Genomic DNA, 24,615 nt, shown 5'->3' with positions numbered 1-24,615 from the left:
TCGGAGGGCGGCATGGACTTCTGAGGAAGTCCTCCGCGAACAAAAAAGAGAGGCGGCCTTCGGGCCGCCTCTTTCGTCTTCGGGGTGTTCGGTCAGGCCGAGGCAAGCGCGCCGACGGCGCCTCCGCTCACCAGCAGAGGCGCGGCACGAAGGCGGTGGCGCCGAGCTTTTCGGCCTCGAGGCGCGCCGAGACGCGGGTGGCGTCGGGGTCGTCGATCGGGCCGAAGTCGGCGGCGTGGATGCCGCCGGTGACGAAGAGCGTGTCGATCTTCTGCAGGAAGGCGCCGCGCACGTCGGTCGCCAGACCGTCGCCGATCGCCAGCGTGCGCACCTCGTCGAAGGGCTTGCCGTAGAGTTCCGAGATCCGCATCCGCGTCTCGTCGTAGACGGGTCCCCAGGGCTTGCCGACCAGGGTGATGTCGCCGCCGAGTTCCTCGTAGAGACGGGCGAGCGCGCCGGCGCACCAGACGCGTTGATGGCCGCGTTCGACGACGATGTCGGGATTGGCGCAGACCAGCGGCAGGCGGCGTTCCGCGAGCACCGCGAGGCGGGCGCGATAGTCTTCCGGCGTCTCGACCGTGTCGTCGAAGAGGCCGGTGACCAGAACGATCTCGGCATCGGCGTCGCCGACGCGCAGCATGTGCAGGCCGTCGATGAGCGGCAGGTCGCGCGGCGGGCCGACGTGGAGCACGCGGCGCTCGGTGCGGCGGCGCAGGATCTCGCGGGTGACGTCGCCGGAAGTCAGCAGGTCGTCGTAGGCCTCGCGCGGCACGCCGAGCCTGGCGAGCTGTTCGTGGATCGGCGCCGAGGGCCGCGGCGCGTTGGTCAGGAGCAACACCTTGCCGCCCGCCTCGCGCCAGCGCACCAGTGCGTCGCAGGCCGGGCCGAAGGCCTCCACCCCGTTGTGGACGACACCCCAGACGTCGCAGACGAGGGCGTCGTAGCGTCCGACGAAGGCGGCGAGACCGTCCACGCGGGGCGGCGAATTGGTGAGCATCGAGAACCTCTGGCTTGTGGGCGCGACGACATTACCCTTCCCCATGCTGCACCGCAACAACCAGCCTTTCGGTGGACGGCAGACATGCATCCGTCGACGCGGGCGCCCGAATCCGCGAAAATGATCGTTCGAACCCGCGAAAGGCAGCGCATGATCGTTCGCCAACTCTCCGAGACGACCGTCAATCGCATCGCCGCCGGCGAGGTGATCGAACGGCCGGCGAGCGTCGTCAAGGAGCTCGTCGAGAACGCGCTCGACGCGGGGGCGACCCGCATCGAGGTGGTGACGGCGGGCGGCGGCAAGACGCTGATCCGCGTCACCGACGACGGGTTCGGCATGACGCCGGACGATCTGGCGCTCGCCGTGCAGCGCCACTGCACCTCCAAGCTCGCCGAGGACGACCTCTTCCGCATCGAGAGCCTGGGCTTCCGCGGCGAGGCACTGCCGTCGATCGGCGCGGTGGCGCGAATGGCGATCGCCACGCGGCGCGCCGACGACGTCAACGGCTGGGAGATCGGTCTCGACGGCGGCCGCGTCTCCGACGTCCGCCCGGCGGCGATCTCGCGCGGCACCCGGGTCGAGGTGCGCGACCTGTTCTTCGCCACGCCGGCGCGGCTGAAGTTCCTGAAGTCCGACCGGGCCGAGACGGCGGCGATCACCGAGACGGTGAAGCGGCTGGCACTCGCCCGCCCCGACGTGCGCTTCTCGCTTTCGGGCTCCGACCGGTCCTCGCTCGACTACCCGGCCTCGCGCGCCGAGGACGCGCTCGCCGCGCGGGTGGCATCGATCGTCGGCGACGACTTCGTGGAGAACTCGCTGCTGGTCGACGCCGAGCGCGAGGGGGTGCGGCTCTTCGGCCGGATCGGCCTGCCGACCTATCACCGCGCCGCCTCGACGCATCAGTATCTGACGGTCAACGGCCGGCCGGTGCGCGACAAGATGCTGTTCGGGGCGATCCGCGGCGCCTATGCCGACGTGATGTCGTCGGATCGCCATGCCGTCGTCGTGCTCGACGTGGCACTCGATCCGACCGAGGTCGACGTCAACGTCCACCCGACCAAGGCCGACGTGCGCTTCCGCGACGCCGGGCTGGTGCGCGGCCTCATGGTCGGGGCGATGCGTCAGGCGCTCGCCATGGCCGGCCACCGCGCCACCTCGACCGGTGGTGCGGCCACCCTCGCCGCCCTGCGCTCCGGCCTCACCGCGGCGACCGGCTCGGCGCCGCGCGCCTCCGGCTGGACGCCGCCGTCGGGGCCGCTGTGGCGGGCGACCGATCGGCCGTCGTCGCCCTTCGACTGGCGTCAGGACGCGGCCCGGCCGGCGGATGCGCCCACCTTCGACCTCGCCTCGCCGCGCTCGATCGCCGGCAACGTGCTGTCGGAAGGCGGCGCCTCGCCCTTCGACGCGGTGACCCAGCCGTCCGCCGACGCCAGTGCCTACGCCGTGCCGCTCGACGAGGCGGCGGAGGCGCAGCCACTGGGAGCAGCGCGAGCGCAGGTCCATGCCAACTACATCGTCGCCCAGACCCGCGACGGGCTCGTCATCGTCGACGCCCACGCCGCGCACGAGCGGCTGACCTACGAGAAGCTCAAGGCCCAGCTCGCCGAGACCGGCATTGCCCGTCAGGGCCTGCTGATCCCGGAAGTGGTGGAGCTGCCGGAGGAAGACGTCGCCCGCCTTCTCGCCCGCGCCGAGGATCTGGCGCAGGTCGGGCTGGTGGTCGAGAGCTTCGGCGGTCGCGCCGTGGCGGTGCGGGAGGTGCCGGCGATCCTGCGGAACGGCGACGTCGCCGGCCTCGTGCGCGACATCGCCGACGATCTCGCCGAATGGGAGACCTCGGACCGGGTCAAGGCGCGGATCGACGAGATCCTCGCCACCATGGCCTGCCACGGCTCGGTCAGGACCGGCCGTCGCCTCAAGCCGCAGGAGATGGACGCCCTCTTACGCGAGATGGAGGCGACGCCCAACTCCGGCCAGTGCAATCACGGCCGACCGACCTGGGTCGAGCTCAAGCTCTCCGACATCGAACGGCTGTTCGGGCGGAAGTGAGCCCGCAAACGCGAACGGCGCCCCTCGCGGAGCGCCGTCCATGATCGTCCATGCGCCGCGTTCAGGCCGAGCGCAGGGTGCGCACGAAGTCCTCGACCTCGTGGGTCAGGCGGTCGGCCTGGCCGGAGAGCCCGTCGGAGAGCGTCATCAGCTGGGTCGCCGCAGCGCCGGTCATCTCGGCGGCCTGGCCGACGCCGGCGATGTTGGTCGTCACCTGATTGGCACCCTGAGAGGCGCGATGGGTGTTGCCCGAGATCTCCTCGGTGGCGGCACCCTGCTGGGTCACCGAACCGGCGATCGAGGTCGACATCTCGCGGATCTCGGCGATGGTCGAGACGATGCGGGTGATCGAGTCGACCGTCTCCGAGGTCGCCGACTGGATCTCGCCGATCTTCGAGCCGATCTCGTCGGTGGCACGCGCCGTCTGGGCGGCGAGCTGCTTCACTTCCGCCGCGACCACCGCGAAGCCCTTGCCGGCCTCGCCGGCACGCGCCGCCTCGATGGTGGCGTTGAGCGCCAACAGATTGGTCTGGCCGGCGATGTCGCGGATCAGGTTGACGACGTCGCCGATCTTCTCGGCCGCTTCCGTCAGGCTGCGGACGTTCGTCTGGGTCTGTGCCGCCTCGTCGGCCGCCGACGAGGCGATCTGCGACGACTGATCGACACGACCGTTGATCTCGCGGACGGAAGCCGCCAGTTCCTCGGTCGCAGCGGCGACGGTCTCGACGTTGGCGGAGGCTTCCTCCGCGGCTTCGGCGACCGACTGGGCCTGACGCGAGGTCTCTTCCGCGGTGGCGGAGAGATTGCGGGCGGCGTCGGCGACCTCACCGGACGACTTCACGAAGCTCTGGGCGAGTGCGCCCATGGTGCGCTGGAAGCTGTCGGCGATGCGGTTGCGCTCCTCGACCATGTGCCGCGCGGTCTCTTCCTCGCGGCGGGCCTGCTCGGTGCGCAGATGTTCGGTCTCGGCAAGGCCGTCGCGGAAGACGACCAGCGTGCGGGCCATGTCGCCGATCTCGTCGCCGCGCTCGCGGCCCGGGATCTCCGCCTGGAGATTGCCGGCCGAGATGGTCGCCATGGCGGCCGTCAGGGAGGTGAGCGGCGAGGTGACGCGGACGACGACGAAGACGCCGGAGGCGATGCCGAGAACCAGCGCGAAGCCGACGAAGCCGAAGACGGCGAGACGAGCCTGATCGTGGACGTTGTCGGCGGTCGCGGCGGAATCGGCCGCTCCCTTGTCGTTGAGCGCCACGTCCTTGTCGAGCACCGCCAGCGCCTTGTCGAAGACCGGGGTCGCCTCGGCGAAGGCTCGACCCGCGGCCTCGTTCTCGTTCTTGCGGCTGTGGACGAGGGCGATGTCCTGCGCCCCGACATAGGACGCCCAGTCCTTGCGGAACACGTTCCAGAGATCGCGCTCTTCATCGCTCGAGATCAGTTTCTCGTAGGTCGCGAAGAGCGCGACGTTGCGCTTCGCCTGCTCGACGATCTGCTCGTCGAGCCGCTTCATCTCGCTCTCGTCGGTGCTCAGTACGTGGCGCGTACCGTAGAGACGATAACGCGTGATCGAATACTTGATCTCGCTGACCGCCTTGACCGACGGCAGCCAGTTTTCGGCAATGTCCTTTTCCGCCGTGGACATGGCGTCCAGGCGCGAGAGCGCCAGCCAGCCCTGACCGGCCAGCATGACGACGAGAAGCGCGACGATCGCCACCAGCGACGCCTTGACCGAGATCCGCATGTTTTCCTCCGAAACCGACGCGGTTCCCCGCGCACGTGTTCTTGACCGCGATACCTGCGGCTACATGCAGACAAGATAATATACACTTCTCAACGAGCAATTAACGCGAAACATTCGACGCCAAATTGCACAATCAATCTGAACAATTACAATTTTATACGCATTCCGACACACACGACATGACGAATGACGTGCTGTGGCGAACTATAATTTCAACAATTCAGACGCGCAGAAAGTGCAGACGCGTGTCGCCCTGCGCGCGCTCGTCGATCTTCTCCCAACCTTCCGGCAGGGCGAGTTCCGCGCTCGCGACCTCCTCGACGACGACGATACCACCCGGCTTCATCCAGCCGCCGGCCTGCATCGCGTGCATGGCGCGATCGGCGAGACCCTTGCCGTAGGGCGGGTCGAGCAGGGCGAGGTCGAAGGGCTCCATCGGCGCGCAGCGGCCGAGATCGGTGGCGTCGCGGCGCCAGATCTTGGTGACGCCGGTGAGGCCGAGGCGTTCGACGTTGGCGCGGATCACGCCGCGAGCCTCCGCCGCCTCTTCGACGAAGAGGCAGAAACGGGCGCCGCGCGACAGGGCCTCGAGGCCGAGCGCGCCGGTGCCGGAGAAGAGATCGAGGACGCGGCCGTCCTCGATCGTGTCACGATGGCCGTGCCACAGGATGTCGAACAGGCGTTCGCGCAGCCGGTCGGTGGTCGGCCGGGTGTCGTCGGACTTCGGGGTCGCGAGGTTCGTCCCGCGAAAGCGACCGCCGACGATCCTCACGAACGCTCTCCGCCGCCTCGCGGACCGCGGTTGCCGCCCTTGGGACCGCCCTTCGGGCCGCCGCCACCGCCGCGCGGGCCGAACTTCGCACCGCCGCCGCCACGGGGACCGTCGCCGCGGGGGGCGAACTTGCCGCCACCACCACCGCGCGGACCGTCGCCACGGGGACCGAAGCTCTTGCCGCCACCCTTGGGACCGTCGCCGCGGGGGCCGAAGCTCTTGCCGCCGCCCTTCGGACCGGCGCCACGCGGGCCGTCACCCTTGGGACCGGCGCCGGCCGGTGCATTGCGGCCGCCGGGGCTCATGCCGCGCGGACCGCGCGGACCGAAGCCCTCGGAGCGCGCCGGCTTCGGACGATCGCCCTCGGGACGATCGCGGAAACCACCGGAACGCGGACGCTCGCCGTCGGGGCGGCCACGGAAGCCCTCCGAACGCGGACGATCACCTTCCGGGCGATCGCGGAAGCCGCCCGAACGGGGACGATCGCCGTCGGGACGACCGCGGTAGCCCTCGGAACGGGGACGATCGCCCTCGGGACGGCCACGATAGCCCTCGGAGCGGGGACGATCACCCTCGGGGCGGCCACGATAGCCCTCGGAGCGCGGACGATCACCCTCGGGGCGACCGCGATAGCCTTCCGAACGGGGCTTGTCGCCCTCGGGACGGCCCTGACGGCCTTCCGAGCGGAAGCCGCCGCCTTCGCCGCGCGGGCGCTCGGGGCGCTGGCCGCGCGAGGGCAGATGATCGCCGAAGCGCTCGCCGGTCTTGCCGCCGGGGCCGCGCGGACCGCGGGGGCCGCCTTCACCGGAACCGGGCCGATCGCGGAAGCCGCCGGAGCGCGGGGCATCACCCTCGGTGCGACCGCGGAAGCCTTCCGAACGGAACTTGCCGCCGGGCCCACCGCGGAAGCCCTCGGAGCGGAACTTGCCGCCGGGGCCGCGCGGGCGCTCGTCGCCGCCGTCGCGATCGCGGACGCGCTTCTCGCCGGTGCCGACGAACTCCATCTTGGTGCGCGGGGCGCGACCGCCCCTGGCGTCGCGTCCGCCCTTGCCGCGGGTGTCCTCGGCCGGGTCGAAGTTGCGGATCCTCCGCTTCTCGCCCTCGTCGGCCTCACCGTGCAGGTGATGGATCAGCGGCGCGTCGAAGTCGGCGCCCGATTCCTCCACCAGCCGATTGCCCAGCTGATCGCGCAGCACACGGCCGCGGATCTCGCGGATCTCGCCCTCTTCGAGGTCGGCGAGCTGGAACGGGCCGAAGGAGACGCGGATGAGGCGGTTGACGGTCAGGCCGAGCGAGGCGAGCACGCGCTTCACCTCGCGGTTCTTGCCTTCGCGCAGACCCAGCACCAGCCAGATGTTGGAGCCCTGGACGCGTTCGATCACCGCCTCGATCGGGCCGTAGTCGACGCCGTCGAGCGACACGCCGTTGGCCAGTTCCTTCAGCGCCGCCTCTTCGACGTTGCCGTAGGCGCGCACGCGGTAGCGGCGCAGCCAGCCGGTCGAGGGCAGTTCGAGCACGCGGGCGAGGCCGCCGTCGTTGGTGAGCAGCAGTAGGCCTTCGGTGTTGATGTCGAGACGGCCGACGGTGACGACGCGCGGCATGTCCTCGGGCAGCACCGAGAAGATGGTCGGGCGACCCTCGGGGTCCTGGTTGGTGGTGACGAGGCCGCGCGGCTTGTGGAAGAGCCACAGGCGGGTGCGCTCCTTCGTCGGCAGCGGCTGGCCGTCGACCACCACGCGGTCGGACGGGGTCACGGTGAAGGCCGGGCTTTCCAGCACCTTGCCGTTGACGGCGACGCGGCCGGCGGTCACCCAGTCCTCGGCCTCGCGGCGCGAGCACAGGCCGGCGCGGGCGAGCACCTTGGCGATGCGCTCGCCGGCGGCGGGGGTGGCGGGATCGGCGGCGACGCCGGTGTTGGCGCGCGCCGCGGGCGCGTCGTCTTGATTTCGTGTCTCGGTCATGGCGCCTTACTAGACGAAAGCGCCGAGACATGTAAGCGGTGGAGGCGAAAATCGGCGAAGGTCCGGCGTATTTCGTCGGCTTCGCCGCCGTCCGGGCGCTTCGCCCGTCCCCGTCGCCCCCGAGGAGACCCGACGTGACCCATCCCCGCTACCGCTCCTTCATGGACGAAGCCCTCGACGAGGCGCGTCTCGCGGCAGCGGCGGGCGAGGTTCCGGTGGGTGCGGTCGTGGTCAGGGACGACCGGATTGTGGCGCGCGGCCGCAACCGGACGCTGGAGAAATCCGACCCGACCGCCCATGCCGAGATCGAGGCGATCCGCGCCGCGGGCGCCGCCCTCGGCTCGCAGCGGCTGACCGACTGCGACCTGTGGGTCAGCCTCGAGCCCTGCCCGATGTGCGCCGGCGCCATCTCCTTCGCCCGCATCCGCCGCCTCTACTACGGCGCCGCCGACCCCAAGGGCGGCGCGGTGGAGAACGGGGTGAGGCTCTTTGCGAGCCCGACGTGCCATCACGTGCCGGAGGTCTATCCGGGGATGGCAGAGGGGGAGGCGGCGGAGTTGTTGAAGGGGTTCTTCAAGGGAAGGCGGTGACGGGCAGGTCCCGTCGCTCCCGTTATACAATCTAAGGTTTTATTATCAGTATTATCATCCATTGAGAGCATAGACCATGACTCGCTAGGATCGCCGCAGCGATTCACTGCGGCGAGCAAGACGGATGGACCTGATCGAAACGCTGAGGAGCAAGGTTCGCGCATTGCCGGCGGGCGCGCATTCGGCGGGGTTGTTCGCCATCCTCGAACACGTGGAAACGGCCTTCGCACACTATGCGCGCGGCAACCGCGACGGCGTACGCTCGGCCTTCACGGATGCCGTCTACCGATCGAACCAGGCATTCGAAGGGTCTCTCAAGGAGGCCTACCGCATCTTGGCGGGCAAGGAGCCGGCTCGTCGCACGATCCACGACATCGAGACCTTCTTCGAGAAGAACTCGATCTTCCGCCCACGTGTCCTGACGCAGTTTTCTTGGTACCGTCGGGAATGGCGCAATCCTTCGACGCACGACTACGTCTTGAATTTCGACGGCAACGAGTCGTTGCTCGCCATCCTGTCGGTCTGCGTCTTCGCGATCGTTCTGATCGAACAGATCGAGGAGAAGCTGTCGCGCGACCGTGTCGTCGACATGGCGACCGCTCCCAAGGCGGCGGCACCGTCCCGAGAGACGCCCACTGCCGATGCGACGGAGGCACCGACGACCGCATCGCGAAAGACCGATGAGCGACGAGGCAGCCTGCTGGACATTGTCGCCGCCTGCGTGCTCGACTTCTGCAATGCGATCGGTCTCGATCCCCGCTTCGGAGAGATCGAGAGCGAGGCACAACTGCTCGGATACTTGACCGGGTTCGTCGAGGAGGGCCTGCATCGTCGCGGTCCACATCTCGTCGGCACGACGTTCCTCCCCTATCATGGCGTCGGCGATGATGGAAAGACGAGCTTCCGCTTCCTCGATCTCGTCGTCGAAGACCGGTACGGCACCAAGGTCGCCATCGAAGTCAAACGAACGAAGTCGATCGGATTGGCTCCGCGCGACGGCGACGCGATCGCCGCGCTGATCACCCGCCGCCAGATCTCGGGCGCATTGGTGGTACTGGTGCCGGACGACACGCACCGCGGCTACGGCACAACGATGCCGCGCGACGAAAAACCGATCATCCTGATCGCTCCCCTCGACCAGATCACCACGCCTCGATCAACCGCCCGAGCTTGCGCTTGACCTCGTCCTTCACCGGTTCGGCGGCGGCGAGGATCTTTTCGGCGCCGAGGAAGTCGAGGACGTGGACGTCGTTGACCGGGGGGCGGATCAGCACGTCGGGGCGGCGGGTCTCGAACTTGTAGGCGGCGATCTGCTGCTGCATCAGCTGGGTCGCGCCGATCACCGCCTGCAGCGCGCCGGGCAGGGCCTTGCCCTCGTCGGGCTCGGGATAGGAGACGACGTCGACGGCGACGACGAGGTCGACCTCGCCGGGCAGCGCGTCGACCGGCACCGGGTTCATTACGCCGCCGTCCATCAGCACGCGGCCGTCGATCACCACCGACTTGAAGATCGAGGGCAGCGCGATCGAGGCGGCCACCGCGCGGCGCAGGTCGCCGCTCGACAGCACCGCCTCGCGGCCGCCCCAGAAGTCGGTCGCCACCACGGCGAGCGGGATCGAACAGTCGGCAAACGTCGCAGCGAAGGCCTCGGGCACGAAGATGTCGAGCACGGTCTCGGGCGACAGCTGGCCGAGGCTCCAGTTGCCGGAGAAGAGGTCGCCGAACTTCCGCGGCCGGCGGTTCCACAGCTTGGCGAAGGCGGCGGAGCGATCGCCGAAGCTCTCGAGCGTGCGGGCGCGCAGGCTCGCGCCGTCGAGGCCGGAGGCCCGCGCGGCGGCGTAGATCGCGCCGATCGAGGTGCCGGCGAGCGCCGTCGGCACGATGCCCATCTCGTCGAGCGCCTCGATCACCGCGACATGGGCGATGCCGCGCGCGCCGCCACCGCCGAGCGCGAGGCCGACGCGAGGGAAGGTACGGAGCTCTTGCATGGGGATTCCTCGGGAAGGGACACGGGGAAAGATCGGATGTGTCCGCCTCGTATTCAACCCATGAGAAACGGCAGGATCGCGGCGAGCGTCTCCTCGGGCGCCTCTTCGGGGAGGAAATGGCCGGCGTCGACGGCCGCCCCTGTGAGCAGCGCCGGATCGGCCATGAAGCGCGCCCAGGCGTCGAGCGGCGACAGGCCGGTCTTGGCAGGGAAGCCGCCGGCGCCCCAGAGCACCCGGGTCGGCACCGTGATGCGGCGTCCGCTCGCGAGGTCGGCCGCATCCGCCGCGCGGTCGAGCGTCGCCCCGGCGCGATAGTCCTCGCAGGTGGCCGAGAGGCGTTCGGGCACGGTGAAGAAGGCGCGGTAGTGCGCCAGCGCCTTGCCGCCGAAGACCTTGGGATCCTTCGACTTGGTCCATGCGAGCAGGGTCTCGCGCTGCCACTGGCCGGCGTCCTCCGCCGCGATACGGTTCTCGGGCGCGGGCGCCGGTTCGGCGAGCCATGTCCAATGGGGGGCGAGGTCGACGCCGGCCTCCATCTGCTCCCACATGACGAGCGTCGGCACGATGTCGAGCAGCGCCAGCCGGTGCAGCCGGTCGGGGTGTCCGAGCGCCAGCCGGTAGCCGACGCGGGCGCCACGATCGTGGCCCATCAGGGTGAAGCGGGTGTGGCCGAGCTCGTCCATCAGCGCGACGACGTCGGCGGCCATGGTCGACTTCGACATCTGGGCGTGATCGGGGAGGACCTTCGCCACCGACGACCAGCCGTAGCCGCGCAGGTCGGGGACGATCACGCGGAAATACTCGGCGAGCTTCGGCGCGATCTTCGCCCACATGACGTGGCTCTCGGGGAAGCCGTGCAGGCAGACGAGCGGCGGAGCATCCTCGCGACCGCCGATGCGGGCGAAGATCTTCACCTCGCCGACGTCGATGGTCTCGGCGGCGAAGCCGGGGAAGAGATCGGCGAGATCCATGGGGCCCTCCTTGAGCGTCGTCGACGAGATCGGAACCATAGCTCACCCGCAGCGTCGGTACGATGCCCGATCGACCTCACTCGCGGTCAGGCGAAGAGTTCGCGGTCGAGACTCTTCCGGTGATCGGTCCAATCCTCGAGCCACCACGTCGTCTCTCCCGCCTCGCGCGGCGGCCGCTTCAGGCGAAGCGTCTTCGCGGCCCGCGAGGCTTCCGCCTGCGCCACCCGGAAATGATGATGGTCGAAGATGCGCAACGCCTCGACCATGTAGGAGACGGCAATCCGGCGATCCCGCACGAGAACCAGATTTTCGCCGTTCGTGCGGTCGGCCGGCGAGGAAAAGTTGTAGGAGCCCAGATAGACGCGAGCGGTCGACCGGTCGAAGTCGACGACCAGAAACTTGTGGTGCATCCGGATTCCACCGCCACCGGTCGCCTCTTGCTTGAAGGGCTCGGGGACGTTCTTGGTCAGGGCACTCGGATAGACCGATGCGAGATTGCCGTCGGGCTTCTGCAGATCGAGACCGCCGACCTTGCGATCCGAGATCCCGTAGACGAAGACGGCGTCGTCGGCCGTCAGTTTGGTGATCGCGTCGCGGATCGGGCCTCGCGTCTGGTAGAGGAAGGCCAAGGAATAGAACAGGCTCGACGTCGTGCCGTCGCGGAGATCGTCGGCGATGGCGTTCAACACGGCGTTGCCGGCGGCGTGGGGCGAGAAGGTGATCTTCGCATCGATGCCCGGCAGGCCGAGGTCGACCCAGTCGGCGACGGCCGCGGCTCCGAAGGCGCGGACCGCGTCGCTCGCCCAATAGCGATCGAAGGCCGCGAGGAACGGTGCGATCGCGCTCGCGCCCTCGACGACGACCGCGTTGTTGGACTGGACGTAGAAGCCACGCCAACTGAAGTTGGTCGAGCCGCACACCGCCCGCTTCACGGTCGGCCCATCGACGACGATCGTCTTGTTGTGTTGGAGATTTCCCATGTGTTGGCGTTTGACGTTGCCGGCGCCGGCGCTGGCGGCGAGACGCGCCGCCGCCCTGGTCTCGCCGGAGCCGGGGGCGCCGTGATCGCCGCTGTCGTCGACGACGATCTTCAGCCGAGGCCCCAACCGCTCGAGGCGCTCGACGATCTCCGGCAGATTGAGATCGTAGGCGACGACGCGGACCTGTGCCTGGGGATCGGCGATCGCCAGATCGAGCGTGTCGAGAATCGCGCGGCGCGCCTCGAAGCCCATCCATTCCAAGGCCTCGCCGGCTAGGGGATGCGACGGTTGAAAATCGAGGCCCGCCTCGGCGTCCTCGGGCAGGAGCGTGGAGATCGGTCCGGCGGACAGGTAGCGATCGACGAAGGCCTGCGAGGAGACGAAGCCGCGCGTGTAGGCGACATTGAGCACGCCCGGCACGGTCTCCCGAGCCAACACGATCGACGCCTCCTGCGCCACGCCGTAGCTGAGCTCGTCGCGCTCGTTCATGAAGACGGGCGTGACGCGGTATTGGAAAAGCCCGTCCATTTCGGCGTTGCGGGGGAAATGCACCCAACGGAACTTCTGGATCGGCGACAGCATCGTCGAGAGTTGGACGCTCGAGACCTTGCCGCCCGCGCCGGCGAAAGACAGGCGGTTCTTCAGTGTGAAGAAGCGCGTGCCGCCCGGCTCGCGATATTCGATGGCGAAGCCGACGAAGTCGTCCGGCGGCCGGCCGACCTTCCAGTTCATCGCCAGCAGCGCCATGCCGTCACCGCGATGGACCCGCAGGGTGAACAGCGCTTCCGCCACACCGCCGTTCGCTTCGAATTCGTTCGACATTCGCCCCTCCTCCTCGCCTCGCGCCCGCGAGCCGGAGCCCGACGGTCCGCCGCGACGGATCATGAGAGAAGATTGTGACGAACGTCAAATCACAACAGGAAATTGCGTCGAGATCGGAGAGCGAACGTGCGCTCGACCCGCGCTCGAACCGACGAGAGGCCGATCTATCGGACGCTCACGCGCCCGCTTCGCGAGCCACGGCCCGCCAGCCGATGTCGCGGCGACAGAAGCCTTGCGGCCAGTCGAGGGCGTCGACGCCGGCATAGGCGCGGGCCTGGGCCTCGCGGACGCTACCCCCGCGTGCCGTCACGTTGAGGACGCGGCCGCCGGCGGCGACGATGCGGCCGCCGTCGGCCTTGGTGCCGGCGTGGTAGACGGTGACGCCCGGAAGCGCCGCGGCCTCGTCCAGACCGCGGATCTCGGAGCCCTTCTCGACCGTGCCGGGATAGCCCTTCGCCGCCACGACCACGGTCAGCGCCGTGTCGGGGGAGAGCGTCACGACCTTGTCGGCGAGGGTGCCGTCGGTGGTGGCGAGCAGCAGCTCGAGCAGGTCGCTCTCGAGGCGCTGCATCATCACCTGCGTCTCGGGGTCGCCGAAACGGGTGTTGTATTCGATGAGTTCCGGACCCTTGGCGGTGATCATCAGGCCGGCGAAGAAGACGCCGGTGAAGGGGCAGCCCTCCGCGATCATCGCCTCGACGGTCGGGCGGACGATCTCGGCCATGACGCGCTCGGTCAGCTCGGGCGTCATCACCGGGGCGGGCGAATAGGCGCCCATGCCGCCGGTGTTGGGGCCGGTGTCGCCGTCGCCGACGCGCTTGTGGTCCTGCGCCGAGGCGAAGGCGAGCGCGGTCTTGCCGTCGCACAGCGCGAAGAAGCTCGCCTCCTCGCCCTCGAGGAAGCCCTCGATCACCACTTCGGCGCCGGCCGAACCGAAGGCGCCGGCGAAACAGTCGGCGAGGGCTGCTTCCGCCTCGGCCATGGTCATGGCGACGGTCACGCCCTTGCCGGCGGCGAGCCCGTCGGCCTTGACGACGATCGGGGCGCCGACCTTTGCCAGGTATTCGCGCGCCGAGGCGAGATCGGAGAAGCGGCCGTAGGGCGCGGTCGGGATGCCGTAGCGGGCGCAGATGTCCTTGGTGAAGCCCTTGGAGCCCTCGAGCCGGGCGGCGAGCTTCTTCGGGCCGAAGGCCGGGATGCCGGCGGCCTCGAGATCGTCGACGATGCCGGCGACCAGCGGCACCTCGGGGCCGACGACGACGAAGCCGATGTCGTGCGCCTTGCAGAAGGCGACGACGGCGGCGTGGTCGGCGACGTCGAGGGCGACGCATTCGGCGACCTCGGCGATACCGGGATTGCCGGGGGCGGCGAAGAGCTTGGTCAGGCGGGGCGAACGGGCGAGCGCATGGGCGAGCGCATCCTCGCGGCCACCCGAACCGATCAGCAGAACCTTCATCGCGCGAACTCCCTCGCCTTGCCCTTCCGGTGGCGCGATCTAGCAGCGCGGGCGCCCCCGAGTCCACCGCCGGCTTAGCCGCGCGCGGGGATTTCCGCGACCGGCCGACCGTCGGACCGCGCCGTCGACGCCCTTGACGGCGGGCGCATTTCGTCTCACCTCGGGGCGACGCCAACCGAGAGCGACCATGTCCCGACCGACCAGCCCCGATCCCGCAGCCTCCGTCGTCGCCGATGCCGAGCGCGGCCATTGGGCCGACACGCTGCTGCCGCCGTGGCTGCGCCCCTATGCCCGGCTCGCCCGTTGGGAACGGCCGATCGGCTGGTGGCTGCTCCTGTGGCCGTGCTGGTGGTCGGCGGCGCTGGCCTCCGATGCCGCCGGCAGGGCGCTGCCGAACCTCTGGCATCTGGTGCTGTTCTTCGTCGGCTCGGTCGCCATGCGCGGCGCCGGCTGCACCTGGAACGACATCGTCGATCGCGACATCGACGACAAGGTCGCCCGCACCCGGTCGCGGCCGATCCCCTCGGGCCAGGTCGACGTCACGCAGGCCCGGCTGTTCCTCGTCGTCCAGGCGCTGGTCGGGCTCGCGGTGCTCCTGCAGTTCGGGTCCTTCGCGATCGTGCTCGGCCTGTCGTCGCTCGGCATCGTCGCGGCCTATCCCTTCGCCAAGCGGATCACCGACTGGCCGCAGGCCGTCCTCGGCCTCGCCTTCTCGTGGGGCGCGCTGATGGGCTGGGCGGCGGCGCGCGGCGAACTGGCGCTGGCGCCCGTCGCGCTCTACCTCGGCGCCATCGCCTGGACGATCGGCTACGACACGATCTACGCCCATCAGGACAAGGAAGACGACGCCGTCGTCGGCGTGCGCTCGACGGCGCTGCTGTTCGGGGCGAAGACGCGGATCTGGGTCGGCGGGCTCTACGGCGGGACGATCGCCTGTTTCGCGGTGGCGCTGTTCTCCGCCGGTGTCGGTCCCCTCGCCTTCCTCGGGCTCGCGGCCTTCGCGACCCATCTCGGCCGGCAGGTCGTCCGCCTCGACATCGACGACCCCGACCTCTGCCTCGCGCTCTTCCGCTCGAACCGCGAGGCGGGCGCGCTGTTCTTCGCCGGGCTGGTGCTCGACGGGCTCGTCCGCGCGCTCTGAACGCAGAAGACCCCGCGTCGGGGTCGCAACGCGGGGTCAGTCACAGGGGGACTTCGTTGTCTCCTCGGTCAGTCGCGACCGAAGATCTCGTGCTTCTCGATCACCACCGTCTCGCCGGCGAGGCCGGGCTTGCGGCGGGTGAGGAAGCGGGGGCGGCGGTCGGCCAGCACCGTACGGCGACGGCGCGGACGGACGGCGGCGATCTCGACGGCGCCGAGGCGGGTTTCGACCGAATGCCAGGAGCCGTCGGTTTCCACCACCAGCTTCGGCAGCATCAGGACGCGCGACCAGGCCTTCCAGTCGGCCACCACGTCGGCGAGGTCGTCGGCGACGGAGAGCGGCAGCGACAGATGCGGGTCGCGGTGAAGGAGTTCCAGCACGACCCGCGGTTCGGCCTCGGGCCGCGCCGGGTCGACGCTCATGCGGACGGCGACGCCTTCGAAGGCCGCCATCGGGAAACGCAGCGCCATCGGGATGCCCGAAGGCAGGCGACGGCACACCTGTACCATCGATGCCTCGAGGATCACCGCGGCCTCGCCCATCGGGCGGCCGCTGCGCGGATCGACGCCGGTGTCGTAGCGAAACCGCTGCGGCAGCGTCATCGGATCGAGGCGCACGGTTGCGCCGGCTCGAAGATCGACATCGCTGCCGGTCTTCGAGGTCATCATGGCTCGATGCCTCACGATAGCCTCCTGCGGGTCTCGATTCTTCTGCCGAGAACCTCGCCTTGGACTGGAGATTGACTCGGTGCCCCCCAGAACCGGCTTAAGAAACGCGGTTGAGAAACCGTTGATCTGCATAGGGTTTACGGCCGGTCACGAAACGCGGTTGAAAAGTCGTGACCGTCTCGCCGGGAGGCGCGCGCCGTGCCACCCTTGCCCACGGCGGATTCGACGCCTAAACCCGAAGTCGCCGCATCATCCGAGGGATCTTCCATGACCGACGTGCTCGACCAGTCCGCCCTCGAGGCCGCCGCAAGGCGGCTGGTGGAGGCGGCGCGCAGGGCCGGCGCCGACAAGGCCGACGCGGTCGCGGTGCGCGGCGTGTCGATGTCGGTGGGCGTGCGGCTCGGTGCGGTCGAGGACAGCGAGCGCGCCGAGGGCGACGACTTCGGCCTGCGCGTCTTCGTCGGCCGGTGCACCGCCACGGTCTCCGCCAACGTGCTCGCCGATCCGACCGTGCTCGCCGAACGTGCCGTCGCCATGGCGCGCGTCGCGCCGGAAGACCCGTGGGCCGACCTGATGGACGAGGCGATGCTCGCCCGCCGGATCGCCGATCTCGACATGGTCGATCCGTCGACGCCCGACGCGGCCGAGCTGACGGCACGGGCGCTCGCCTGCGAGGACGCGGCGCGGGCGGTCGCGGGCGTCACCAACTCGGGCGGCGCCTCGGCCTCGTGGTCGCTCGCCGGTCTGGTGCTCGTCACCTCGCACGGCTTCTCCGGCGGCTGGCTGCGCACCTCCCATTCGCTCTCCGTCTCGGCGGTCGCCGGCACCGGCACGGGGATGCAGCGCGACTGGGACGCCTCGTCGAAGATCTTCGGCGCCGATCTCGATCCGGCCGAACTCGTCGGCCGTCGCGCCGGCGAGCGCGCCGTCGCGCGCCTTGCGCCGCGCAAGATGGAGACCGGCACCGCCACCGTGATCTGGGAGCCGCGGGCGGCGACCGGGCTGGTCGGCCACTTCGTCTCGGCGATCAACGGCGCGGCGATCGCCCGCAAGACCTCGTTCCTCAAGGATCGCCGCGGCGCCCGCGTCTTCGCGCCGGGCATCACCATCCTCGACGATCCGCGCAAGGTCCGCGGCCTCGCCTCGCGTCCCTTCGACGGCGAGGGCGTGGCGGGGGCGCCGCTGACGCTGGTCGAGGACGGCATCCTGCAGGACTGGCTGCTCGACGGCGCCACGGCGCGCGAGCTCGGCCTCGTCTCCAATGGGCGGGCCTCGCGCGGCACCGGCTCGCCGTCGCCGGGCTCGACCAACGTCACGCTCGGGCCGGGCAGCCGCTCGCGCGAGGAGATGATCGCCTCGATCGATCACGGCCTCCTCGTCACCGACATGATCGGCTCGGGCGTCAACGGCATCACCGGCGACTACTCCCGCGGCGCGTCGGGCTTCCTGATCGAGAAGGGCGAGATCGGCCCGGCGGTGTCGGAAGTCACCGTCGCCGGCAATCTCTCCGACATGTTCGCCCGGCTGGTGCCCGGCTCCGATCTCGAGAGCCGTTTCGCCATCGCCGCGCCCTCCGTGATGATCGAGGGCCTCACCATTGCCGGACGCTGAGCCAGACCGCGCCGAGGATCTCGCCCTGCTCGAGGCGGCGGCCCTGGAGGCCGGCGCCATCGCGATGCGGTATTTTCGGCGGGATCCGGAAGTCTGGCACAAGCAGGGCGGCTCGCCGGTGAGCGAGGCCGACATCGCCGTCGACCGGCATCTCGATGAGAGGCTGCGCACGGCGCGGCCGGACTACGGCTGGCTGTCGGAGGAATCGGTCGACGATCCGACCCGCCTCGCTTGCGCCCGCGTCTTCGTCGTCGATCCGATCGACGGTACCCGCGCCTACCTGCGCGGCGAGGAGGACTGGGCGGTGTCGCTCGCCGTGGTCGAGAACGGGCGGCCGGTCGTCGCGGCGCTCCTGCAACCTTCGACGGGGCGGCTGATGACGGCGGTCGCCGGTCTGGGTGCCCATCTCGAAGGCAGGCGGATGCAGGTCGGCCACCCCGGCTCGCTCGCCGGGGCGCGGCTCGGGGCACCATCCAAGTATCTGGAACGACGGGAAGTTCGCGAGATCGGCTTTGCCTCGCGCCGAACCGTTCCGTCGCTGGCGCTGAGGATCGCGGCGGTCGCCGACGGCAGCCTCGACGTCGCCTATGGAACGGGCAATGCCCATGATTGGGATCTTGCGGCGGCCGACCTGTTGGTGCATGAAGCCGGCGGGCGGTTTTGCAATCGCCGCGGCGAAGCGCCGCAGTACAACAGGCCCGTACCGCGCCACCCGGCGCTGGTCGCCGCCACGCCGGATCTCTTCGACGACGCGCTCGCGCTGCTCGAACGTCTGGCGGGGTGATCGATCCAGCCGGCGCGACACGGTGTTCGGCCCACCCCCGGTTCGGTAGATCGACATGAGCGCGAAAACCAAGAAGTCCTTGCCCCACCTCGTTCTCGGCGGCGAACTCGAGAATCTCGACGGGCATGAATTCCGCGATCTCTCCAAGGTCGATCTGGTCGGTCTCTTCCCCGACTACGAATCGGCCAAGACCGCCTGGAAGGCCAAGGCACAATCGACGGTCGACAATGCGCACATGCGCTACTTCATCGTCCATCTCCACCGCCTCCTCGACCCGGATCATCCGCACTGATCACCGGCGCGTCGCTGCGACACCGTGTTGAAATGTCGAGGGTGACGCGACGAGAGATCGGCGCTATGGAGTCTCTCCGAAATCGAATTCGGGGGCGAATTCCTGCGATGATGCGCGACAGGACCACGGCGACGCCGATCGCCGTGACGGTAGGCGTGCTCGCACCGGTTCGGTCGGGTGAACCGGGAGCGGCGGCATGCTGAAGAAACTCGTCGAGAAGCCGGCCTTCCGCCGCTTCGTCGCCGGCTTCATCGCCGCCTATTTCCGTCTCGTGAACCGCACCTGTCGCCGCATCCAGGAGCCCGCCGACTTCTTCGAACGGTTCGAACCGCGCGGCCTGATCGCCACCACCTGGCACGGCGAGCACTTCATGTTCCCCTTCGTCGCGTCGACGAAGACGTGGAAGCTCGCGGCGATGATCTCGCGTTCGCGCGACGGCGACCTCAACGCGCTGGTGGCCGAGAAGCTCGGCGTCACGACCATCCGCGCCTCCGGTGGGCGCGACGGCGCGGAAGTGGCGCGGCGCGGCGGGGTGCGCGGCTTCGTCGAGGCGGTCCGCATGCTGCGCGACGGCTATGCCACCACCATCACCGCCGACGTGCCGAAGGTCGGCAAGGTGGCGGGCGAAGGCATCGTGCAGATCGCCCGGCGCGCCGGCGTGCCGATCATCCCGATCGCCGCCGTCACCTCGCGACGCAGGCGGATGCGCTCCTGGGACCGCGCCGCCTTCAATTTGCCGTTCGGACGGTTCGTGGTGGTCATCGGCGAACCGATCGACGTTCCCGAAGATGCCGACGAAGCGACGATCGAGACCATACGTCGCGAACTCGGCGAGACGCTCGACCGCCTCTTCCGCCGCGCCTACGAGATCGCCGGAGGCAAGGATGCCTGACATGCTGGGCGAAGCAGCCCTGACGCTCTATCGCGCGACCGGCAGGGTCCTTCGCCCGGGCCTCGGGCTGGTCCTCGAATGGCGCGCCCGGCACGGCAAGGAAGACCGCTCGCGCCGCCACGAGCGACTGGGCGCACCGCGCCGTCGCCGCCCGAGTGGACCGCTGGTCTGGGTCCATGCGGCGAGCGTCGGCGAGACGGTCGCGGTGCTGCCGCTGGTCGAGCGCCTGACCCAGGAAGGCTTCGTCGTGCTGACGACGACCGGAACCGTGACCTCGGCGCGGATCGCCGCCGACCGCCTGCCGGTCGGCGCCATCCACCAGTTCGTGCCGCTCGACGTCGACGTCAACATCGACCGTTTCCTCGACCACTGGCGCCCGGGCGCCGCGCTCTTCGTCGAGTCCGAGATCTGGCCGGCGACGGTCGATCGGCTGCGTCGGCGCGGCATTCCGCTGGTGCTGGTCAATGCCCGCATGTCGGAGCGCTCGCACCGCCGCTGGGCGCGGCTCGACGGCATCGCGCGGGCGCTGTTCGGCCGGCTCGACGGGGCTCTGGCGCAGAACGACGGCGACGCCGAACGGCTGAAGGCACTCGGCGTCGGCCAGACCGTCGTCACCGGCAATCTCAAGTTCGACGGCGCCGCGCTCGGCCACGACCCGCGCGAGCTGGCGCGCCTCATGGGCGTGATCGGCCAGCGCCCGACCTGGGCGGCGGCCTCGACCCATCCGGGCGAGGAACTGATGGCGGCGGAAGCCCATCGGATCATCCGCCAACGGATGCCGCGCATCCTCACCGTGATCGCGCCGCGCCATCCCGAACGCGGCGACGCGCTCCGGGCCGATCTCGCCGATCTCGGTCTCTCGGTCGCCTCGCGCTCGCACGGCGAACTGCCGGGACCCGGCACCGACATCTATCTCGCCGACACGATCGGCGAGATGGGCCTCGTCTACCGGCTGGCGCCGATGGCCTTCGTCGGCGGCTCGGTGACGCCGCGCGGCGGGCAGAACCCGATCGAACCGGCGCGGCTCGACTGCGTCGTGCTGCACGGGCCGTCGACCCACAATTTCGCGGAGGTCTATGCCGATCTCGATGCCTGCGGCGGCGCCGTGACGATCGACGGGGCGGCCGATCTCGCCGCGGCGATCCTCGACCTCCACGCGACGCGCGAGCATCGCGAGACCATCGCGGGCGCCGCACGTTCGGTCGTCGACCGTTCGACCGGCGCGCTCGGCCGCACGCTCGATGCGCTCGCACCGGTGCTCGAGGCGGCACGGAAACGGGAGCCGGCGGCATGAACCGTTGGCACGCGCGGATCTGGGCCGAGGACTGCGCGCTGACATGGGTGCTGGCGCCGCTCGCCGCTCTCTACGGCAAGATCACCGGCGCACGGATGATGCGGCCGCCGGCCGGTCGGGTCGGCATTCCGGTGATCGCGGTCGGCAACTTCACGGTCGGCGGCGCCGGCAAGACGCCGACCGTCGACCACATCGTCCGCCTGACGCGCGAGGCGGGTCTCGCGCCCTTCGTCGTCACCCGCGGTTACGGTGGGCACGAGCGTGGACCGCTGCAGGTCGACCCGTCGCGCCACGACGCCGGCGACGTCGGCGACGAGGCGCTGCTGCACGCCCGCGTCGCCCCGACGATTGTCTCCCGCGATCGTCTGGCCGGCGCGCGCGAGGCCGAACGAATGGGCGCGAACCTCGTCATCCTCGACGACGGGTTCCAGAACCCGCGGCTCGGCAAGGATCTGTCGCTGGTGGTGGTCGATCGCGCGTCCGGCCTCGGCAACGCCCGGGTGATGCCGGCGGGGCCGCTCAGGGCGCCGCTCGAGGTGCAGTTCGCCAAGGCCGACGCACTGGTCGTCGTCGACAACGGCGAAGGCATCCACCCGACCACCGAGGGGCTGATCGCCGGCGCGACGGAGGCCGGCATTCCGGTCCTGACGGCGCGGCTCGCCGCGCGCAATCCGGAAGTGGTCAAGGGCCGGCGCATCGTCGGTTTCGCCGGCATCGGCCGGCCGGCCAAGTTCGCCGCCACGCTCGAAGCCTGCGGCGCGCTGGTCGCCGACTTCGTCGCCTTCCCCGATCACCACGCCTTCACCGGCGAGGAGGCGGCCGACCTGATCCGTCGCGCCACCGCCGTCGACGGCGATCTCGCCACCACGGCCAAGGACGCGGTCAGGCTGGTGCGCGGCCAAGGGCCGCTGGCGCGGCTCGCGGCGAAGATCCGGGTGGTGGAGATCGGCCTCGTCTTCGACGACGAGATGCGGCTGGCGCATCTGATCGCCGCGGCGCTCGGCCCGGCCGGTTCGTCGGCGCGCTGAGCGCGACGCGGCCTCAGCCGCGGCCGACGATCTGGAGGTGGCGCCGCAGCGAGGCCTCGGCGTCGACGTAGGGTTCCTGGCGATCGACGTTCCAGTAGCGCAGCTCGTCGAGCGGGATCGTCGCCCCGGTCACGGCGCAGACGACGTGGGAACCGTTGGAGATGATCTGGAAATCGCCGTCGAGGTAACGGATCTGGGCTTCGCCGCCGCGGCGGGAGGGCTCGAAACGGTTCATGTCGGTGGTCGCGTCCTGAAAAGTCGAAGACCCATCCTAGCGGCAAGACGCGGTCGCGTCACCTCTCGAGACGGTGAAGCGCCGTCCGGGGGCGCGATCCGCCGGCCGCATGGACGAAAAGAGCCGCTCATACGAAAAGAGCGGCACCGGCGTCGCCGGTACCGCTCTTCCGAAAGCAATGTCGTCGCGTCACGGGGTCGGGCGCGTGCCCGAACCCGCTTCGCCCACGAGCATCAGCCCTTGACGACGGCCGGAGCCGGAGCCGGGGCCTTGGCGCAACCGGCGACGGACAGGCCGGCAGCGGCGACGAGGGCGAGAACGACGATACGAACGGTCTTCATGGGTAATCCCCCTGGAAAGAGTTGCGAATCGGAATCTAGCACGTTCGGTCGCCCTGTGAATCCCCTATCGGTGCGCGCAACGACGGCGACGCCACGGCAGGACATTCACCGGGGGCCTGTTGCTCAAATACCACTGGCGAGGCGTGTTTCGGCCGGCAGGTCTTCGTTCTCGGCGGCGAGATCGCGGGTCTCCTCCGACAGGGCGCGTGCCGGGCGGCGCGGCGGCTCGAGCGGTTCGGGCTGGGGCGGCGTGCGCTGATGGATCATCGCGGTGCCGGCGAAGAGGCCGTCGGTCTGCTGCAGGGCGAGGCGCGTCAGATCGCGGCGGCGGACGTCCTCCTCGATCGCGGCGGCGCGCTCGGCGTCGATGCCGAGGGCCTGGAGCGTCTCGCGACCGGCGAGAACCGCCGATTCGTAGGTCTCGCGCACCAGGAAGTCGGCGTTGCGATCGAGCAGTTCGAGCGCATGGGCGCGGTCGAAGGCGCGGGCATGGACGCGGGCGAGCGGGAACTCGGCCTTGACCAGCTCGACGATGCGGTTGGTGACGGCGGGGCTCTCGGTCGCCACGACGATCACGCGCGCCCGATCGGCGCCGACCGAGCGCAGCACGTCGAGACGGGTGCCGTCGCCGTAGAAGATGCGGAAGCCGAATCGGCCGGCGGAGCGGATCATCGACGGGTCCTTGTCGATGATCGTCAGGTCGATGCCTTCGGCGAGCAGCATCTGCGACATGATCTGGCCGAAGCGGCCGAAGCCGATGAGCACCACCGTGCCGTCGGCGTCGGAATAGTCCTCCTCCATCGCCGGCACGGCCTTCTTGCGCCCGAGCATGGCGTTGCCGGCGGCGACCACCAGCGGCGTCAGCGCCATCGAGAAGGTGACGACGGTGATCAGCACCGAACCGAGCTCCTTCGGCATGACGCCGGCGCCGACCGCGGCGGAATAGAGCACGAAGCCGAATTCGCCACCCTGCGCCAGCACGAAGGCGACGCGGATGGCGTCGGACCGCGGCACCCGGGCGAGGCGGGCGATTGCCCACAGGACGCCGATCTTGACGACGACGAGGGCGAAGAGGCCCTCGAGCATCTGGTCCCACCAGCGCCCGACCACGCCGACGTCGATGGTCATGCCGACCGACATGAAGAACAGGCCGAGGAGCAGGCCGCGGAAGGGTTCGATGTCGACCTGGAGCTGGTTGCGGAAGTTCGATTCCGCCAGCATCACGCCGGCGAGGAAGGCGCCCGTCGCCATCGACAGGCCGACCAGCGAGACGAGGCTCGCAGCCCCGATGACCACGAAGAGCGCCGCCGCCGTCATGATCTCGCGGGCGCCTGCGGCCGCCAGCATGCGGAAGAGCGGGTTGAGCAGCCAGCGACCGACCGCCACCACCACCGCCACGGCGCCGAGCACCTCGGCGAGCGCTGTGAGGAACGAGGTGCCGCCGAGCGCCGGCTGGGGCGACAGGAGCGGCAGCAGCGCCAGGAGCGGCACTATCGCCAGATCCTGCATCAGCAGGATGGCGAAGGCCTTGCGGCCGAAGGCGCTCTGGGTCTCGTTCTTCTCCTCGAGCAACTGCATCACCAGCGCGGTCGAGGACAGCGCGAGACCCGCACCGGCGACCAGCGCGCCCTTCCACGGCAGATCGAACATCAGGATGCCGAAGCCGGCGATCGCCGCAGCCGTCACCACGATCTGCGCGAGGCCGAGACCGAAGATGTCGCGCCGCATCGCCCACAGCCGCGACGGCTTCAGCGACAGGCCGATCAGGAAGAGGAAGAGCACGATGCCGAGTTCGGCGTAGTGCATGATCTCGGCCGGGTCGTCGAAGAAGCCGAAGACGGCCGGGCCGACGAGGATGCCGGCGGCGAGATAGCCCAGCACCGAGCCGAGGCCGAGACGCTTGAAGATCGGCACCATCACCATCGCCGCGCCGATCAGGATCAGCGGCGCGGCGAAAGGAATGGTGGAGGCGATGCGCGCGACGCCCGCGTCGACGGCCATGAGC

At 69.9% G+C, this 24,615-nt stretch carries 21 protein-coding genes; 10 read left to right on the top strand and 11 right to left on the bottom strand.

Annotation, left to right across the window (positions count from 1 at the left end; genetic code table 11):
* Positions 1 to 127: 127 nt before the first annotated feature.
* A complete protein-coding gene (locus ACT53U_RS10590) occupies positions 128 to 997 on the bottom strand; it encodes a TIGR01459 family HAD-type hydrolase (protein WP_476154844.1) in 870 nt (289 codons plus the stop codon).
* 150 nt (positions 998 to 1,147) lie between these two features.
* Between ACT53U_RS10590 and mutL the strand changes: the two genes are divergently transcribed.
* Positions 1,148 to 3,046 (top strand): DNA mismatch repair endonuclease MutL, encoded by a 1,899-nt coding sequence (gene mutL / locus ACT53U_RS10585; RefSeq protein WP_476154842.1) that lies wholly within the window; start codon positions 1,148 to 1,150, stop codon positions 3,044 to 3,046.
* Positions 3,047 to 3,107: 61 nt separating this feature from the next.
* Here the strand turns inward: mutL and ACT53U_RS10580 are convergent, their stop codons facing one another.
* The 3 genes from ACT53U_RS10580 to ACT53U_RS10570 form a co-directional block, all read right to left on the bottom strand.
* Positions 3,108 to 4,784, bottom strand: coding sequence for a methyl-accepting chemotaxis protein (locus ACT53U_RS10580; RefSeq protein ID WP_476154840.1), 1,677 nt, complete (start codon positions 4,782 to 4,784; stop codon positions 3,108 to 3,110).
* A 220-nt stretch (positions 4,785 to 5,004) separates the two neighbouring features.
* Positions 5,005 to 5,556, bottom strand: coding sequence for a 16S rRNA (guanine(966)-N(2))-methyltransferase RsmD (gene rsmD, locus ACT53U_RS10575; protein ID WP_476154838.1), 552 nt, complete (start codon positions 5,554 to 5,556; stop codon positions 5,005 to 5,007).
* Positions 5,553 to 7,517, bottom strand: a complete 1,965-nt coding sequence (locus ACT53U_RS10570; RefSeq protein ID WP_476154836.1) for a pseudouridine synthase — start codon at positions 7,515 to 7,517, stop codon at positions 5,553 to 5,555. The genes rsmD and ACT53U_RS10570 overlap by 4 nt, the downstream gene beginning before the upstream one ends.
* Positions 7,518 to 7,678: 161 nt before the next feature.
* Here ACT53U_RS10570 and ACT53U_RS10565 point away from each other — a divergent pair, with 161 nt between their 5' ends.
* A complete protein-coding gene (locus ACT53U_RS10565; RefSeq protein ID WP_476155066.1) occupies positions 7,679 to 8,107 on the top strand; it encodes a nucleoside deaminase in 429 nt (142 codons plus the stop codon).
* 124 nt (positions 8,108 to 8,231) lie between these two features.
* Positions 8,232 to 9,287 carry a hypothetical protein gene (locus ACT53U_RS10560; protein ID WP_476154834.1) on the top strand — a complete coding sequence of 352 codons (1,056 nt, stop codon included), beginning with the start codon at positions 8,232 to 8,234 and terminating at the stop codon, positions 9,285 to 9,287.
* Here ACT53U_RS10560 and ACT53U_RS10555 read toward each other — a convergent pair.
* The 4 genes from ACT53U_RS10555 to purD form a co-directional block, all read right to left on the bottom strand.
* On the bottom strand, positions 9,250 to 10,095 hold the full coding sequence (locus ACT53U_RS10555; RefSeq protein ID WP_476154832.1) for a patatin-like phospholipase family protein: 846 nt from the start codon (positions 10,093 to 10,095) through the stop codon (positions 9,250 to 9,252). The two genes, ACT53U_RS10560 and ACT53U_RS10555, sit on opposite strands and share 38 nt — an antisense overlap.
* Before the next feature lie 53 nt (positions 10,096 to 10,148).
* Complete coding sequence (locus ACT53U_RS10550; protein WP_476154831.1) at positions 10,149 to 11,066, bottom strand: alpha/beta fold hydrolase; 918 nt, start codon at positions 11,064 to 11,066, stop codon at positions 10,149 to 10,151.
* Positions 11,067 to 11,152: 86 nt separating this feature from the next.
* Positions 11,153 to 12,868: a phospholipase D-like domain-containing protein gene (locus ACT53U_RS10545; RefSeq protein WP_476154829.1), complete on the bottom strand. Its 1,716-nt coding sequence runs from the start codon at positions 12,866 to 12,868 to the stop codon at positions 11,153 to 11,155.
* A gap of 175 nt (positions 12,869 to 13,043) precedes the next feature.
* Entirely contained in the window at positions 13,044 to 14,324 is a 1,281-nt protein-coding gene (purD, locus tag ACT53U_RS10540) for a phosphoribosylamine--glycine ligase (RefSeq protein WP_476154828.1), read from the bottom strand.
* Positions 14,325 to 14,511: 187 nt separating this feature from the next.
* Here purD and ubiA point away from each other — a divergent pair, with 187 nt between their 5' ends.
* Entirely contained in the window at positions 14,512 to 15,465 is a 954-nt protein-coding gene (gene ubiA, locus ACT53U_RS10535) for a 4-hydroxybenzoate octaprenyltransferase (protein ID WP_476154826.1), read from the top strand.
* 68 nt (positions 15,466 to 15,533) lie between these two features.
* On the opposite strand, the gene ACT53U_RS10530 is transcribed toward ubiA, so the two are convergent.
* The gene (locus ACT53U_RS10530) at positions 15,534 to 16,130 is read right to left on the bottom strand and encodes a DUF6101 family protein (RefSeq protein ID WP_476155064.1); all 597 of its coding nucleotides are present in this window, start codon (positions 16,128 to 16,130) and stop codon (positions 15,534 to 15,536) included.
* A 270-nt stretch (positions 16,131 to 16,400) separates the two neighbouring features.
* On the opposite strand from ACT53U_RS10530, the gene ACT53U_RS10525 reads away from it, so the two are divergent.
* The 6 genes from ACT53U_RS10525 to lpxK all read left to right on the top strand — a co-directional run bounded on the left by ACT53U_RS10525 (position 16,401) and on the right by lpxK (position 22,034).
* Positions 16,401 to 17,744 (top strand): TldD/PmbA family protein, encoded by a 1,344-nt coding sequence (locus tag ACT53U_RS10525; protein WP_476154824.1) that lies wholly within the window; start codon positions 16,401 to 16,403, stop codon positions 17,742 to 17,744.
* A complete protein-coding gene (locus ACT53U_RS10520) occupies positions 17,731 to 18,528 on the top strand; it encodes a 3'(2'),5'-bisphosphate nucleotidase CysQ (RefSeq protein WP_476154822.1) in 798 nt (265 codons plus the stop codon). Before ACT53U_RS10525 ends, ACT53U_RS10520 begins: the two co-directional genes overlap by 14 nt.
* A 55-nt stretch (positions 18,529 to 18,583) precedes the next feature.
* A complete protein-coding gene (locus ACT53U_RS10515) occupies positions 18,584 to 18,820 on the top strand; it encodes a DUF4170 domain-containing protein (RefSeq protein WP_476154820.1) in 237 nt (78 codons plus the stop codon).
* Positions 18,821 to 19,016: 196 nt separating this feature from the next.
* Positions 19,017 to 19,712: a lysophospholipid acyltransferase family protein gene (locus tag ACT53U_RS10510; protein ID WP_476154818.1), complete on the top strand. Its 696-nt coding sequence runs from the start codon at positions 19,017 to 19,019 to the stop codon at positions 19,710 to 19,712.
* Positions 19,705 to 21,006, top strand: coding sequence for a 3-deoxy-D-manno-octulosonic acid transferase (locus ACT53U_RS10505; RefSeq protein ID WP_476154817.1), 1,302 nt, complete (start codon positions 19,705 to 19,707; stop codon positions 21,004 to 21,006). Before ACT53U_RS10510 ends, ACT53U_RS10505 begins: the two co-directional genes overlap by 8 nt.
* Positions 21,003 to 22,034 carry a tetraacyldisaccharide 4'-kinase gene (gene lpxK / locus ACT53U_RS10500; RefSeq protein WP_476154815.1) on the top strand — a complete coding sequence of 344 codons (1,032 nt, stop codon included), beginning with the start codon at positions 21,003 to 21,005 and terminating at the stop codon, positions 22,032 to 22,034. The genes ACT53U_RS10505 and lpxK overlap by 4 nt, the downstream gene beginning before the upstream one ends.
* 13 nt (positions 22,035 to 22,047) lie before the next feature.
* On the opposite strand, the gene ACT53U_RS10495 is transcribed toward lpxK, so the two are convergent.
* Together ACT53U_RS10495 and ACT53U_RS10490 are read right to left on the bottom strand one after the other, a co-directional pair.
* Complete coding sequence (locus ACT53U_RS10495; RefSeq protein ID WP_476135106.1) at positions 22,048 to 22,269, bottom strand: DUF2093 domain-containing protein; 222 nt, start codon at positions 22,267 to 22,269, stop codon at positions 22,048 to 22,050.
* Between the two features lie 464 nt (positions 22,270 to 22,733).
* The gene (locus tag ACT53U_RS10490; RefSeq protein WP_476154813.1) at positions 22,734 to 24,611 is read right to left on the bottom strand and encodes a monovalent cation:proton antiporter-2 (CPA2) family protein; all 1,878 of its coding nucleotides are present in this window, start codon (positions 24,609 to 24,611) and stop codon (positions 22,734 to 22,736) included.
* Positions 24,612 to 24,615 lie beyond the last annotated feature (4 nt).

The sequence above is a fragment of the Pinisolibacter sp. DMC19 genome (genome assembly GCF_056313985.1).
The sequence above is the reverse complement of the archived record's forward strand: the minus strand, read 5'-3'. Positions and strand labels throughout refer to the sequence as shown.

Excerpts from the sequence above, each read along its gene's own strand:
- ACT53U_RS10590 (WP_476154844.1), bottom strand. The coding sequence starts at position 997 with ATGCTCACCAATTCGCCGCCCCGCGTGGACGGTCTCGCCGCCTTCGTC.
- mutL (WP_476154842.1), top strand. The coding sequence starts at position 1,148 with ATGATCGTTCGCCAACTCTCCGAGACGACCGTCAATCGCATCGCCGCC.
- ACT53U_RS10580 (WP_476154840.1), bottom strand. The coding sequence starts at position 4,784 with ATGCGGATCTCGGTCAAGGCGTCGCTGGTGGCGATCGTCGCGCTTCTC.
- ACT53U_RS10570 (WP_476154836.1), bottom strand. The coding sequence starts at position 7,517 with ATGACCGAGACACGAAATCAAGACGACGCGCCCGCGGCGCGCGCCAAC.
- ACT53U_RS10565 (WP_476155066.1), top strand. The coding sequence starts at position 7,679 with ATGGACGAAGCCCTCGACGAGGCGCGTCTCGCGGCAGCGGCGGGCGAG.
- ACT53U_RS10560 (WP_476154834.1), top strand. The coding sequence starts at position 8,232 with ATGGACCTGATCGAAACGCTGAGGAGCAAGGTTCGCGCATTGCCGGCG.
- ACT53U_RS10555 (WP_476154832.1), bottom strand. The coding sequence starts at position 10,095 with ATGCAAGAGCTCCGTACCTTCCCTCGCGTCGGCCTCGCGCTCGGCGGT.
- ACT53U_RS10550 (WP_476154831.1), bottom strand. The coding sequence starts at position 11,066 with ATGGATCTCGCCGATCTCTTCCCCGGCTTCGCCGCCGAGACCATCGAC.
- ACT53U_RS10545 (WP_476154829.1), bottom strand. The coding sequence starts at position 12,868 with ATGTCGAACGAATTCGAAGCGAACGGCGGTGTGGCGGAAGCGCTGTTC.
- purD (WP_476154828.1), bottom strand. The coding sequence starts at position 14,324 with ATGAAGGTTCTGCTGATCGGTTCGGGTGGCCGCGAGGATGCGCTCGCC.
- ubiA (WP_476154826.1), top strand. The coding sequence starts at position 14,512 with ATGTCCCGACCGACCAGCCCCGATCCCGCAGCCTCCGTCGTCGCCGAT.
- ACT53U_RS10530 (WP_476155064.1), bottom strand. The coding sequence starts at position 16,130 with ATGACCTCGAAGACCGGCAGCGATGTCGATCTTCGAGCCGGCGCAACC.
- ACT53U_RS10525 (WP_476154824.1), top strand. The coding sequence starts at position 16,401 with ATGACCGACGTGCTCGACCAGTCCGCCCTCGAGGCCGCCGCAAGGCGG.
- ACT53U_RS10515 (WP_476154820.1), top strand. The coding sequence starts at position 18,584 with ATGAGCGCGAAAACCAAGAAGTCCTTGCCCCACCTCGTTCTCGGCGGC.
- ACT53U_RS10510 (WP_476154818.1), top strand. The coding sequence starts at position 19,017 with ATGCTGAAGAAACTCGTCGAGAAGCCGGCCTTCCGCCGCTTCGTCGCC.
- ACT53U_RS10505 (WP_476154817.1), top strand. The coding sequence starts at position 19,705 with ATGCCTGACATGCTGGGCGAAGCAGCCCTGACGCTCTATCGCGCGACC.
- lpxK (WP_476154815.1), top strand. The coding sequence starts at position 21,003 with ATGAACCGTTGGCACGCGCGGATCTGGGCCGAGGACTGCGCGCTGACA.
- ACT53U_RS10495 (WP_476135106.1), bottom strand. The coding sequence starts at position 22,269 with ATGAACCGTTTCGAGCCCTCCCGCCGCGGCGGCGAAGCCCAGATCCGT.
- ACT53U_RS10490 (WP_476154813.1), bottom strand. The coding sequence starts at position 24,611 with ATGGCCGTCGACGCGGGCGTCGCGCGCATCGCCTCCACCATTCCTTTC.